Genomic DNA, 14,493 nt, shown 5'->3' with positions numbered 1-14,493 from the left:
TTTTACTATTGTTATTTATCATAATTATTGAGAAGAGTTTAGGAAACAGCTTCAACCTAATTTAAAATAACATATAAAAAAAACGATCATCTAACTAGTAATTATTCTGTTCTAGAACACCTTCAGACAACGTAACTTGATCTAAAGGTATTGGCATTACCTCATGCTTGCCTTCTACAAACCCATAAGGACTTAATAAAGCTTCTGCTCTACCTGTTCTTACTAAATCGTGAAAACGAAAACCTTCTCCAGCCAACTCTACACGTCTTTCATGATAAATAGCATCTAATAAAGGTTGACCTGATAATGTACCTAGTAAATCTGGAACTACAGTAGGTAAAGCAGTACCTCTTGCTCTAGTTCTAACTTTGTTAACATACTTAATTGCCTCTGCAGGGTTTGTGCTATAAATAGCTTCTGCATACATTAAATACGCATCTGCAAGTCTAATAATACGAACATTATTAGAGCTATTTTTACTTCTACTTGTTGTTGGTATTTCATATTTAGTATAAGGAGCCCAAGCATATTTTCTTACATACCAATCGGTACCGTAAGTAGCATCACTAAAATATAAAGTAGCATCTAATCTAGGATCGTTTGCCTCATACTCATTTCTTAAACCATCTCTTGCTTGCACAAAACCACCTCCTTTATTACTGTTTGGACTTACACGTTGCGGTATTCCACTACCTGATGCAGTTGCATCTGAAAGAAAGCTAATTTCAAAAAGAGAACCAGAATTCCACTCTCCTTCTGGTTCAAAAATAGTAGAATAATCTGGTGTTAATTCAAAACCTAAAGCAAATAGTTGATTTCCGTACGTTTCTACTTGGCTCATTTTATTTTGGTATAAAGAAACTCTCATCATCATTCCTAAAGCAGCTCCTTTATCTGCACGACCTGTATAATCAGAACCTTGACTTAATCTTGAAGGTAAATCTGCTATTGCAATTTTTAAATCATCTTCAATAAAAGTGTAAGAAGCTTCTTTTGTTGCTCTTGGTACATTATACTCTCCAATACCTAAAGGGCTATCTATAATTGGTACTCCTCCAAAAGAATTTACTAAGTTTAGATAATAGAAAGCACGTAAAAAATGAGCTTCTGCTAAAATTTCCTTTTTCCTTTCAGTATCATCAAAAGTAATATTGGGCACATTTTCAATCACCAAATTTGCATATAAAATACCTTTATAGCTCACTTTCCATAGTTCAGCCATTATAGGGTTTGTTGTAGAAATTGCCCATTTATCTCTTTCAAATAATGGTGCATTATTTTCGGCAGTACGTCCTCCTTTAATAAAGTCGTCTGTACCTATTTCTCCAAAAACCATATCGGTTCCCATTACTGCCCAAAAATTAGTACCGTACAATTCTCTTAAAGAGGAGTATGTTGCTATTAAAGCTTGCTCTGCTTGTACTGGATTGGTATAGAAATCTTCTAAAACAGGTTCTCCAAAAGATTTAGAATCTAAGTTGTCTGAACAAGAAACCATTGTAATTATTACAACTAGTAAACTGTACTTTATATATGTCTTAATATTATTATATAATTTCATAATGAATGCTTTTTAAAAGTTAATATCTAGTCCTAAAGAAAATGATCTTGTAGATGGGTATCTACCTCTGTCAATTCCTATATCTAAAGATGTTCTACTACCATCGTTTTGAGTTTCATCTACACCCAGTTCTGGATCTAACCCACTATAGTCTGTTATGGTAAATAAATTTTGACCCGCTACATAAATTCTAGCTTTTGAAATAAATGTTTTACTTAAAATGTCTTTTGAAAAATTATACCCTATTTGTACATTTTTAAGTCTTAAGTAAGATCCATCTTCAACAAATCTACTAGACTGCTTGCTGTTATTAGCAAACCCATCAAATGTAGCTCTAGGTATAGAATTAGTAGTACCTTCTCCAGTCCATCTTCCTAAATATTCAGTATTTAGATTAGAGTCTAACTTTCCATCAAGCAAATATGAGGTAGCATTAAAAATTTTATTCCCTTGTACTCCTTGAAAAAACATTGTCATATCAAATTGCTTATATGTCATATCAAGATTAATTCCGTAAGTAAAATCTGGTAATGGAGAACCTATAAAAGTTCTATCATCATCGTTAATTGAACCATCCTCATTTAAATCTTTGTACCTAACATCTCCTGGTTTATTTCCATTTAAACTAGCATTGTTGTCTATTTCATCTTGATTTTGAAAAATTCCAATTGCTTCTAATCCGTAAAAAGAAGCGATAGGTCTACCTGCTTCAGTTCTACTAATACCAGTATAACCGTTACCAGTAGCTCCTGTGCTAATAACACTCCCTTTTGTTGCTAAACTAAGTACTGTATTGTCTATAAAAGCAATATTACCTCCCACACTAAAGAAAAAATCATTCATTCTTTTCTTATAATTTAATGAGAATTCTAGTCCTTTATTTTCAATCTCTCCTGCATTTATTGTTGGAGGTGATTGATAACCAGAAGTCTGTAAAATTGGAGATTCTAACAACATATTAGAAGTTGTTTTTATAAAATAATCTGCCGTAAATGTAAGTGCATTATGTAACAAACCTAAATCTAAACCTACGTTTGAAGTAGTTGTTGTTTCCCATTTTAAATCTGGATTACCAGGGCTTAATGGCGCTAAACCAACTACCGTTGTTTCATCATTACCTAATAAATAATTTTCACTAGTGCTTAACGTACTAAATATTGCAGAATTAGGGATGTTTTGGTTTCCTGTTTCTCCCCAACCAACACGGAATTTGAATTGATTAATGACATCAATATTATAAAACTTTTCATTATGAATATTCCATGCTAAGGCTAGAGATGGAAATTGAGCAAATCTATTGTTGTCTCCAAATCTAGAAGAACCATCAATCCTATAAGTACCTGTAAATAAATATCGATCATCATAATTATAATTTAGTCTACCAAAATAAGACAATAATGATGAGCTAGAAATAGTACCATTATTTGTTGATGAATCTATAGCTCCTGAACCCAATGTAGGATTCTCGATTCCCTCTGGAATTGCACTTCTACTCGCTAAAACATTATTAAAATCTAATTGTTGAGTTTCATGTCCTAACAAGGCGCTAATACTATGCTTTTCTTTAATTGTAGTATTATAGCTTAACGTATTAGACCAAACACTTACTCTATTCTCTGATCTTAATAAACTATAAATATTTTCTGGTCTATTTTGTTCTGCCGAGATGAAGTATTCAGATTGAAAGTTGTCCATCTTTCTGTTATTAACTTCTAAACCATAATTAGATTTAAACTTTAAACCTTTCATAAGATCAGCCTCTACAAAAACGTTTCCTAAAAAACTTTCTTTTGTTAAAGGTGTTTGTTCATACAATGTTAAACCCACAGGGTTTCTAATCTCTGTAGAATATAAAGGTCTTGCAGGTGAACCATCTGTATTGTAAATTGGAGAGACTGGGTCTACAACAAATCCAATAAAAGCTGTTTTATTATTAGAATTCCCCCCAAAAGAAGCTACAGCATTAGAGCTTGATTTTGAATACTGTATATTTTGCCCTACTCTAATTTGAGGTTTTATTTGATACGTACTATTTACTCTAAAGTTTGTTCTATCAAAAGACGTATTGCTTACAATTCCTTTCTGTTTTAATTTACCAAAAGAAACATAATAAGATGTTTTTTCTCCTCCACCAGATAAAGATAATTGATGGCTTACAATAGTACCTGTTCTATAAACAGCATCTTTCCAATTATAAGACTCTAATGATGATGGATCTGCAAAAGCAGCTTCTGGAGTAGCTCCATCATTTACTTTTCCTTCGTTGTAAAGAGTTGCCCATTGCTCTGCATTCATCACGTCTAGATTATCAATTCTATTTTCAATACCTGTGTAGGTTTTGTAAGAAATCGTAGATCTATTTTTACTTCCTACCTTTGTAGTAATTAACACTACTCCGTTAGCACCTCTAGAACCATAAATAGCAGTTGCTGATGCATCTTTTAATACTTGAACCGTTTCTGCATCATCCATATTTACATTGGTAATGTCATTAACAGGCACTCCATCTACAATATATAATGGGTCTGCATTATTAACTGTACCAACACCTCTAATTCTTACCGTTGGTGTAGAACCTGGTTGTCCAGAACTTTTGGTTACTGAAACCCCTGGAGCTCTACCCTGAATTGCTTGTGCTATAGAAGTACTTTGAGTTTTAGTAAGCTCTTCTGCACTTACTGAAGATACAGAACCTGTTACATCAGATTTTTTTACACTACCATACCCAACTAAAACAATCTCATCTAATTGCCCTACCTCTTCTTCTAAAGCAACATTAATGTTTGTTTGATTGTTTACTTGAACTTCTTTTGTAGCGTATCCTATATAAGAAAAAGTTAAAAAAGCTTTTTGGTCAGATACAGAAATAGCATAAACTCCATCAAAATCAGTTGTTGTTCCGTTTGTGGTACCTTTCTCTAATACACTTACACCAGGCAAAGGTGTACCAAATTGATCTGTAATAACACCCTTTACTGCTGCTTTTTGTGCATACGCATCAAAACTACAGCATAAAATAGCAAATAAGCTTAGTAGGCTGTATGCTAATATTTTGTTTTTTAATAAAAAGTTTAATTTCATAAGTTGAGTTTTATTCGTTTTTATTCAAATTAGTTTTTTGTGTTTTGTACTTTTAATTATCTTTTTTATTTCATTAGAATTGAAATTTCAGAACTGTTAATTAAAGGTTAAACATCTCTTAAATCATAGTTAATCTTTACTGCGTATTAAAATTAATATTTTTAAGAAGTTCATTTGTAGACGTTAGTAAATTAAATGTGCTTCTTAGTAAATCGAGATACAAAAACCAACTAAACACCTACAAAACAACAACTTAAATAAATGAAAAGTTAAATATTTATTAATTAAGACTAACTTTAAATGGCAAATTACTTATAAGCAGGTACAAAATCACGTTCCCAATTTCGGATATCTTCCTTTAAAGTAGCTTCAATTTTTAAACCTGTACCAATTAAATCATGCTGCTCACTAATGTCTTCTGTTACATTAAATAATTGAAATTTACCTGAGTGGTATTTGATCAATTTCCAATCACCAGAAATTACTGCAGCATATTGATCTTCATAACTTCTCAAGAAATATAAGTTACGCTTTGCAATTTTATTCCCTTTTAAAAGAGGTAGTAAACTAACTCCCTGTATCGCATCGTTTTGGTACTTTTTACCAGAAGCTAACTCTACTAATGTTGGGTAAATATCTATAGATTGCACAGGAATATCGGTTTCTGTATTTGGTTTGGTAACTCCTGGATACGAAATTAACAACGGAACTCTTGCGCCACCTTCTCCTAAAGTATTACCTCCTTTTTTACCTCCACTTAATGGTGCGTTTGTATAAGCACCTCCTTGATCTGACAACACAATAATTACGGTATTATCTTCAATTCCTTTTTCTTTGATTGCTTTTCTTACACGCCCTACCGATGCATCCATGGCTTCTACCATAGCTGCATGATGTGCGTATTTACCTTCTAAACCTGCATCTTGATACTTTTTTAATAAATCTTTTCTTCCTACAGAAGGTCCGTGTACAGAATAGTACCAGAAAGACAACATAAAAGGAGCTGTTTTATCGTAATTCTTAATAAAATCTACCGCTCCATCCGTTAAAACATCCGTTAAATAATCTCCTTCTTTATAATCCTTCATAAAATTTCTTGGATCTCCATTTTTAAAGAAAGGAAAGTAATAACTCTTAGGGTGACCGTTATCTGTTGTACCAAACTCAGCATCAAAACCTTGATCTATTGGATATCTCCCTACATGACCAACATGCCATTTACCAATAAAATAATTGTAATATCCGTGCTTTTTTAATTCTTCTGCATAGGTAACTTCTTCTAAAGGTAAATAATTTATAGAAGGTCTTTGTACAGGATCAGTAGGCCATAAATTATACTTCTCGTTGATAAACAACTCTTCTTCCGGTACGTGTCTAGACATTTCTAACCTTGCAGATTCTTTACCCGTAAGCAAAGAAACTCTACTCGGACTACAAGTAGGTGTTGGAATGTATGCTCGTGTAAAATCTAAACTTTCTTTTTTAAATTGATTTAAGTTTGGCGTATTAAAAGTAGAATTTCGATATCCAATATCAGACCAACCATAATCATCAACAAATAATAAAACAATGTTTGGTTTTTTATATGTGTTTGTAGTTGTAGGCTCTTCTGCATTCTTTTGCTTATTCACTTTACAAGATAATAAAGCACAAGAAATAAATACAGAAACCATAAATGCACTATGTTTTACAAATAAATTCATCTTTTAGTTTATTTAATAATTATTTTTTTAGTTATTATTTTATTTTCTGATTCAATACGAATTATATAAACACTTTCTGATAATTGAGAAGTATCTATACTTATTTCATTGTTATTTTTAACAACATTTTTAACCAATTGCCCTATTAAATTATAGATCTTAATCTTCGCATTAAAATCACTTTTCACCCTTAAAACTTGTTGATTTTCTAATTGATAAATAACAACATCATTCATCAATTCTTTATGGGTATTTAATGTTTCTGCTACCGTAGTTGTTTGTAAAGGGTTGGGAGTATTTTTATCTTCACCAGTAATCCAAATTGGAGCTCCATCAATATCACAACCTTCAAAATCGTTTTCTCCTCCATCGGTAATTAAACCATCTGCCCTAACTTCGGATGAAAACCCTGTATGCGTAACATTGTCTAAAACAATTTGATATCTTCCTGCAGGGTTTCCTTTAGAAACATACTCTTCTAAAGCCAAATAATAAACAGGTGCCAAAGATGGCGCTTGATAAGACTCGTCATCTAAATTTTTATCTGAACTGATATAATTTCTTAATGCACACGGAATGTGTCTTAAACGTGCTGCTCTTACTTGTGCATTTACACCATAAGTGGCAGAAACATTGGCAATGACAGACTCTTCTGAAAAAGTTCCTGAACTATGACCATTTATAGCATTTCCATCGGCATCCGATTGCCCTTTATCTTTTGATAAAAAACCAAAATTAATAGAAACCACAGCTTCACAACTTACTCCAGAAATATCTCTAACATCTACCATTCCTTGCGTTATGGTATGTGGAGACATCATAACTGCATGTGCTCCGTTTGTACAAGAAATCTTTCGTCCGTAAACATTATCAATTATTGCTGTTTTATCTGTTACATACAGATCTGCAAGACCACTATAACCAGATTCTAATCGTAAAGTAACACCACCTTCTCCAGATAGATTTCTAAATAACATGTTTTGTATAACTTGATTTTGGGTTAAACCATAACCATAATGTGCTTTTTTAATATCTAAATTTTCTATAATTCCAAATGATGCAAACTTTGCTGGTTCATTTGTATTTCCAACAGCTCCAGATGAAACTGCATTAAATTTTGTATAATTATCTAAAACTACAAAATCTGCTAACCTAAAATTAGTTGTATTTCCTAATTGAAAAGCTCTTATACCATCATTAGGTTGCATATCAGAAAAATCAAATGTAAATTTCTCTCCATTTGTACTTTGAAAACTCCAATTAGAAACATTTTCAAAATTATTATCATAACCAACTCTAAACAGTGCATTCATAGGCGATGTTTTAAAAACAACATCTGGATGCACACGAATATGAACCCCAGTTTTTAGATGAATCTGACCTAAAGTATACGTTCCTGCATTTATGGTTAAAACTCCTCCGCCAACATTAGACAAACTATTTATCATACTTTGTAAAGCTGATGTTGAAGTAGATCCGTTTGGAAAACTTACTTGATTTGCTGTATTAATACTAGGGTTGTAAAAATAACTATCTGCAGGAAGTGCTCTATCTAGAGGGTTTTGAGCAAACACAAAGCTTATAAAAAGAAGGCAGCACCAAGATAAAAATCTATTCTTTGAAATTTTCATAAAATTCAATTTTAGAATTATTTGACTCCTTTATTTCGTTTTATTTTTATCGAATTAACATTTTCTTTGACTTCTATTTTAATAGGGAAGTTGAAGTTTTTAAATTGATTTTTTTCAATGATTACATCTTCACAAAAATCTAAATGTATTGCAGGTAAAGTAGATCCCGTAGGATAATCAGTACTCAGCTCTATAATATTTCCAGTAACTTTTAATCCTTTTACAGAAAAAGCATCTACTAAATGACCATTAAAACTTTTAATAATATTGTTACTAAAATCTATATTTCTATGAAATTTATCATCACCTATTCTTTGATCTTCTGTAAATAATGGGGCAGCCAATAATGGATAAGATTCTCCATTTCCAAAACCAATCGTATTAAAAATATTGTTTCTAATAACAACATCTTCTACACCACCAGACTCATACCATTTATTATTATCGCCTTCAATTAAAATACCATGCATTTGAGATGAAAAATAATTATTTTCTATAACCACTTTTCCTTTTGTAGTAATTAATGCTCCTCTTGCTCTGTTTTCTCTAATGATGTTTTTATTCATGTACACATCCGGATACCAAGTAAGGTTTTCTAAAGAAAGTTTTCCTTCTGGCATTTTTGCAGGAACCTCTGCAACCGTAATTAACATTCTTCTTTCGTTTAAAACTTTAACTTCTTTTATTTCCGTTTTAAAAATTGGTAGAATTGTTTCCCTTGACATAATCATTACCTCATCCGATTTTTCACCGAAAATAAAGCCCCATTGTTGCACATGACTTGTTTCACATAAAAAGGTATTGTTACCCAAATACTTTTCAACTTTTACATAAGCCCCATGAACATTTATACCATCATCTAACATGTGTTCTAACAAACAGTTTTCTAACTTAATGGTTCCTTTACACCCTAAAAAATGAGTAGCATCTGCTCTTGTAGAAATTGTTCTATCATCTCTAGAAGTAACTATAAATGTGTCTAAAGAAATGTTTTCGCATCTTTCTGCAATTAAGGCCATTCCTCCTGCTACTAAAACAGTTATATTATTTAAAACGTTGTCTTTAGAGTTTGATAAATGAATACCAGGTGCAAATCTATTTGCTCCCGGACTATTGCCATACGTTGCAAATACAGTTCCTACTGGAGGTAAACTTTTAGTATAATCTATAAACTTTGCCGTTTTATGATCAATCTTAACAATCTTTGATGTTTTATGAGATTGTGGTTTTAAATAATAATTTTTTGTCTGCCAAATAGGAGATCTTGTAGCAGGGTCGAAAGCCATATTCTGACCAATTTCATCTTGCCAATCATAATGGTTAAATAATATTTCGTTATTCTTAACCTCAAAACCAAATTTTTCATTGGCAACATCAACTATAAAAGAATTTTCTTCTTTATTATTTTCAGTTACCGTTAACTCATTTACAAAAGATTTTTCCCAGTCTATCGTAAAGTTTTTTAAGGTAGTATTTATAGAACCTTCTACCGTAATTGGTACAATTTTACCATGAAACATAAACGTAGAACCGTTTCCATCTAACGTAAAACCATCAAAATTAAAAATTGGAAAAGCTATTTTCTTTAAACTATTATCGTGGTTTGTAACTGCTCTATAAACCTCGAAAGCATTCTCTGGATAAAATTCATATTGCCCTTTTGGAAAAAACAACGTGATGTTTTTCTTTCCTTCTAAAGAGTCTATTAACTGATACAGCTCTAACGTAACATCTTTACCTGGTTTGATACCAAAATCTGCAACATTTATGGTTTCGTTTTGTGCACTAGAAGTGAATCCTAAAAATAACACAAACATAAAAGTGAAAAAGTTCTTCATAAAAATATAATTTTAATTTCTTAATGTAAACCTAAGCACATAATGTTTTTATACTGTATTTATGCGTATAAAGATTGTCTTTATAAGTTTAAGACTGTATTTATTTTCTTTTAATGTAAAAATTAAAAATACTATTTCTTTAAAAGTTTATTAATCTGATATTCCATAGACGCTGTAATATCAGACTTATAACCTATTTTATAGAATTGAAAAGATCCCTTTTGATCAATAATTATATTGGATGGATAAGACTTTACATCAAATTTTTCAGCAATCCAACGCCCATCTTCTACAATATCATAATAAAAAGGATTCCGTTTTAAAAATGTATCTATTTTATATTCATCGTCTAAAGCTATTGCAATAAAAACAACATCTTTTCCTTTAAATTTCTCTTTTAATTTATTTAAATGTGGAAGTTCTTTTTTACATGGCGGACACGTTGTAAACCAAAAATTAAGTACCACCACTTTTCCTATTAAGTCTTTACTTTTAAATTTATTCCCTTGAATACTTCTCACAGAATACTTTGGCGATAACTCTCCTAATTTATCAATTGCACTTTGCTTAACTTCATTACTTCTCACTTTTCTACTCTCTAAATACTCTTTTTGCTCTGTAAGAGTTTTAATTGTAAAACCTTTTAAACTATAGGTATCGGATGGTAGTTTAGTATAAATTATATTTTTTGCTGTTACTGTAAAAGGACCTAAATATTTATTAATTGAAGTATATTTTAATAGAAACCCTTGTGCATTAAAATTTTTTACAAAACGTAAACCTATTTTTTTAGTAGTTAAAATTTCAACAGTTTTACCTTTTATTTTAGTTGTATAAACTTGACAAGGAAAACCTAAAATCTCCTTGGTTTCACCTACTTTTAGTTGTACTTCTTTTTTAGGCTTACCAAAACTACTAACAATAGCATTTTTTGTACTTGTAACAACACAAGAATATCCTTTTTCTTTATCATAGTCTAATAAAGTAGACATCTGATAATCAAATCTATTTGAAATACTTTTTTCTAAAATTTTTCCCTTATTAAAAGCAACAATAATTTCCTTTTTATAATAAGGATGCTTTTTTAACTTATCAGAAAGTTCTCGTTCATAAACAACATCATAAGTTATAACTACATCATTCTTAATATTTTCTGCTTCTGGATATTTCCATTGAGAAACCAGGTTAGTGGTTAACAACAAAAGAAAGAATGTAATTACTATTTTTTTCATGTTTTTTGAAATTCAGACCTCATAGGTTTTAAAAACCTGTGAGGTCTATATATTTTTTTTTAATTTCCTGATCCATTCAAGACAAACTCAAAACTATATTTCTTAGAAGGAACTACATATTTTGGTAAAGTTTCAGACAACGTTCCATTTACACTCATTTGCAGTAAATGTAAATTCAACGTATAAAAACCTTGTTTTTCAAGATCATAAGGATGTTTGGCATTCTGAATATTTTCTGACGAATATGGCCAAATTGAAAATCCGAATTTTGGTGAACCTTCTATCTTTAAAGTGTTCTTTTTATTTTCTGATAATTGCAACCATCTTATATCAGAACGGTTTCCGTTTTCTTGCGGAAAAACATAGTTTGTAAATAAATCATCTGTTTTAAACGAGAATTCATCTACTTCTGTACCTCGTTTTCTGTCGATGTAATTTTCATTAGGCCCTTTTCCGTAGAAAGTAGTTGTTTTATAGTCTTTAGAAACCCCTAAAGTAACTCCAAATTTCACCAAACCAGGTAAGTTTTCATTCGCATCTAAATCTATTTTAACAACAATTCGACCATCACTTAAAAAAGTATAAATCAAATTAAGTTGTATCTCATCTTTGTAGGTTTTCTCAACGACAACTTTGGTTTCATTGTTTTTATCTGAAATTACTTTTACCGATCTCATTTCTAATTTATCATTTAAAAACTCCCAATATTTTCTAGATTTTTTAAAATCACCACTACTTGCTCCACGTAAATCATTATCTATTGGTGGTCTAAAAAAGTTAGCTTTTAAAGGTGATAGAATTTGTTCTTTTTCATTTTTGATAAAAGAAATTAATTCTCCTGATTTTTTAGAAACTTTAGCAACATATTTTCTACCTGAAACAGAAATTTCAGTATTATTTTCAACAACTTCAAGTTTAGAATTTGATGCTGAACTCAAATTATTTTCTGATGATTTTTCTCTAACTAATAATTGTTCTTTTGCAACTTCAAATCCTTTTTCTGCCCAAAAAGTAGCTTGTTTTTCTTGCACTGAAATTTTTAACCAATATTCATTTTCATCTTTAAAACGCACTTTTTTAAATGGAATATTTATTTTTGATGATGAACTTGCTTTTACATCCACATTTTGTAAAAGTCCAGACTGAATCTCTTTTCCCTTTTCAGATAAGGTCCATTTTACATTGTATTCATTTAAATTGGTTTCGTTTAAATGATTTATTGCTAAAACTACTCCATTTTCTACATCAATAGCCTTAAAATTAAATGGTTGATGAATGTATTTTACTTCCCACGCATGTGGATTTGGTTTTCTATCTGCAGAAAAAACACCATTTATACAGAAATTTTTATCATTCGGATAATCGTCAAAATCGCCACCATACGCGTAAAAATCATTTCCGTTTTTGTCTTTTTTAACCAAACCTTGGTCTATCATATCCCAAATAAAACCTCCAATTAAATTCTTTTTCGAGTTTATTAAATCCCAATATTCTCCTAAACCACCAATCGAATTCCCCATTGCATGTGCATATTCGCACATAATAATGGGCCTGTTTATATATTTACTTTCAGACATTGCTTTTAGCTGATAAATCTCTGGATACATTCTACTTAAAACATCTACATATTTAGGATCATCAGGATTTGCATGCGAAGGTCCTCTAAACAATTTTTGCCCTTCTTCTCCTTCTTTATAATCTGGATGATTTGGGTTTCCTTGTGCTCCTTCATAATGTATAAATCTTGACGGATCATAATCTTTAGCCCAACTTGCAGCAGCAGCAAAAGCTGGTCCTGTTCCTGCTTCATTACCCATAGACCAAGAAATTATGGAAGCATGATTTTTATCTCTATCAATCATTCTCATAATTCTACTTAAAATAGGAATAGCCAAACTAGGTTGTTGTGGCGCGTAACTACCTAAATGATGCGTTTCTACATTCGCTTCGTCCATCACATAAATTCCGTATTTGTCGCACAATTCATAGAAATAAGGATCATTTGGGTAATGTGACGTTCTTACGGCATTAAAATTGAATTTCTTCAACAACTTCACATCATCTTCTAAATCTTTTCTTGTTAATGCTTTTCCTCTTACAGGATGATGATCGTGCCTGTTAACTCCTTTTATTTTTGTTGCTTTTCCATTGATGAGTAACTCGTTTTCTGCACTAAAACCTATTTGTCTAAAACCAACTTTCTGACTCCGAGATTCCAAAATTTTACCTGATGCATCTTTTACATCAAAAACCAATGTGTATAAATATGGGTTTTCTGATGACCATTTTACTGGATTTTTAATGTCTGCTTCTAAAAAAGCAAACTTGGTAATATCTCTTTGTGGCCATCTTTCAAAAAACACATCTTCAATTTTACAAGACATTGCTTTTTCCGATACTTTTTTGTTTTCTGCATCGTATAAATCTGCAGCAATTGTATAGCCTTTTAAGTTATCTTCATCACCTTTCATCCATAAATGCGGACGAACTTCTAATTTTGCATTTTCCAATTTATCATCGAACTTTGTTCTTACAAAAAAGTCATTTAAAGCTATTTTAGGTTGTGCTAAAAGGAGTACTTCTCTATGAATTCCACTTAAACGCCACATATCTTGGTCTTCTAAATAACTACCATCACTCCATCTAAAAACCTGAACAGCAACTTTATTTTTTCCTTCGGATAAATATTCTGTAATATCAAATTCTGCAGCCAATCTACTACCTTGGCTATAGCCTACTTTTTTGCCATTTACCCAAACATAAAATGCTGATGAAACACCACCAAAATGTAAAATAACAGATTGATCCTGCCAATCATCCGGAATGGTAAAATCTCTGTAATAACTTCCAACAGGATTGTCTCGATATTTCTCGACAAAAGGAAATTGTGGTGGATGTGGTCCCATATAATTAAAATTTCTTTTTCCTCCATTTTTAATATCCGGAGTAAAAGGATAAATTATATTGGTATAAATTGGTTGTCCAAAACCTTGTAATTCCCAATTTGATGGCACAGCAATATCGCTCCAATTTTCACCATTAAAATCTTTATTGATAAAATCTGTTGGTCTGTTTTGAGATTTCTCTACAAAATTAAACTTCCACGTTCCGTTTAAAGATTGCATTCTAGACTTGTCTCTATTTCCTTCTAAAGCATCCGCATGATTGGTAAAAGAATAACTCGGCACTCTTGATCGTAATTTATTTTGTTCAAACATCAATTCGTTTTCCCAATCGTTTTGAGAAAAGGTCATTTGAGAAATTAAGATTAATAAAAAAACTATAGAAGACTTTGTATTCATAATAATGAGTGTTTTTTAGCTGTAATTCAAACCTTAATCAAAAAATTACATTTGGATATCTAAGCGTATACTAAATGTATTTAAAGGCAATTATTTGGTCTTATAAACATAAAAAGGATTTGAATAAATACGCCTAAACATTTTA

General features: G+C 31.1%; 7 protein-coding genes. All 7 read right to left on the bottom strand.

Annotation, left to right across the window (positions count from 1 at the left end):
- Positions 1 to 94: 94 nt before the first annotated feature.
- Complete coding sequence (locus GQS57_RS09730) at positions 95 to 1,561, bottom strand: RagB/SusD family nutrient uptake outer membrane protein (protein ID WP_165732650.1); 1,467 nt, start codon at positions 1,559 to 1,561, stop codon at positions 95 to 97.
- Between the two features lie 12 nt (positions 1,562 to 1,573).
- Positions 1,574 to 4,642 carry a TonB-dependent receptor gene (locus tag GQS57_RS09725; protein ID WP_165732649.1) on the bottom strand — a complete coding sequence of 1,023 codons (3,069 nt, stop codon included), beginning with the start codon at positions 4,640 to 4,642 and terminating at the stop codon, positions 1,574 to 1,576.
- Between the two features lie 308 nt (positions 4,643 to 4,950).
- The gene (locus GQS57_RS09720) at positions 4,951 to 6,345 is read right to left on the bottom strand and encodes a sulfatase (protein WP_240915458.1); all 1,395 of its coding nucleotides are present in this window, start codon (positions 6,343 to 6,345) and stop codon (positions 4,951 to 4,953) included.
- A gap of 8 nt (positions 6,346 to 6,353) precedes the next feature.
- A complete protein-coding gene (locus GQS57_RS09715) occupies positions 6,354 to 7,976 on the bottom strand; it encodes a T9SS type A sorting domain-containing protein (protein WP_165732648.1) in 1,623 nt (540 codons plus the stop codon).
- A 17-nt stretch (positions 7,977 to 7,993) separates the two neighbouring features.
- Positions 7,994 to 9,814, bottom strand: coding sequence for a right-handed parallel beta-helix repeat-containing protein (locus GQS57_RS09710; protein WP_165732647.1), 1,821 nt, complete (start codon positions 9,812 to 9,814; stop codon positions 7,994 to 7,996).
- A 131-nt stretch (positions 9,815 to 9,945) separates the two neighbouring features.
- The gene (locus GQS57_RS09705; RefSeq protein ID WP_165732646.1) at positions 9,946 to 11,046 is read right to left on the bottom strand and encodes a TlpA disulfide reductase family protein; all 1,101 of its coding nucleotides are present in this window, start codon (positions 11,044 to 11,046) and stop codon (positions 9,946 to 9,948) included.
- Between the two features lie 59 nt (positions 11,047 to 11,105).
- Positions 11,106 to 14,348, bottom strand: coding sequence for a glycoside hydrolase family 2 TIM barrel-domain containing protein (locus GQS57_RS09700; RefSeq protein WP_165732645.1), 3,243 nt, complete (start codon positions 14,346 to 14,348; stop codon positions 11,106 to 11,108).
- Positions 14,349 to 14,493: the final 145 nt, after the last annotated feature.

The sequence above is a fragment of the Polaribacter sp. 20A6 genome (assembly GCF_011378915.1).
GTDB classification, from domain to species: domain Bacteria; phylum Bacteroidota; class Bacteroidia; order Flavobacteriales; family Flavobacteriaceae; genus Polaribacter; species Polaribacter sejongensis.
The sequence above is the reverse complement of the archived record's forward strand: the minus strand, read 5'-3'. Positions and strand labels throughout refer to the sequence as shown.

Coding starts and splice junctions, on each gene's coding strand:
- GQS57_RS09730 (WP_165732650.1), bottom strand. CDS start 1,561: ATGAAATTATATAATAATATTAAGACATATATAAAGTACAGTTTACTA.
- GQS57_RS09725 (WP_165732649.1), bottom strand. CDS start 4,642: ATGAAATTAAACTTTTTATTAAAAAACAAAATATTAGCATACAGCCTA.
- GQS57_RS09720 (WP_240915458.1), bottom strand. CDS start 6,345: ATGAATTTATTTGTAAAACATAGTGCATTTATGGTTTCTGTATTTATT.
- GQS57_RS09715 (WP_165732648.1), bottom strand. CDS start 7,976: ATGAAAATTTCAAAGAATAGATTTTTATCTTGGTGCTGCCTTCTTTTT.
- GQS57_RS09710 (WP_165732647.1), bottom strand. CDS start 9,814: ATGAAGAACTTTTTCACTTTTATGTTTGTGTTATTTTTAGGATTCACT.
- GQS57_RS09705 (WP_165732646.1), bottom strand. CDS start 11,046: ATGAAAAAAATAGTAATTACATTCTTTCTTTTGTTGTTAACCACTAAC.
- GQS57_RS09700 (WP_165732645.1), bottom strand. CDS start 14,348: ATGAATACAAAGTCTTCTATAGTTTTTTTATTAATCTTAATTTCTCAA.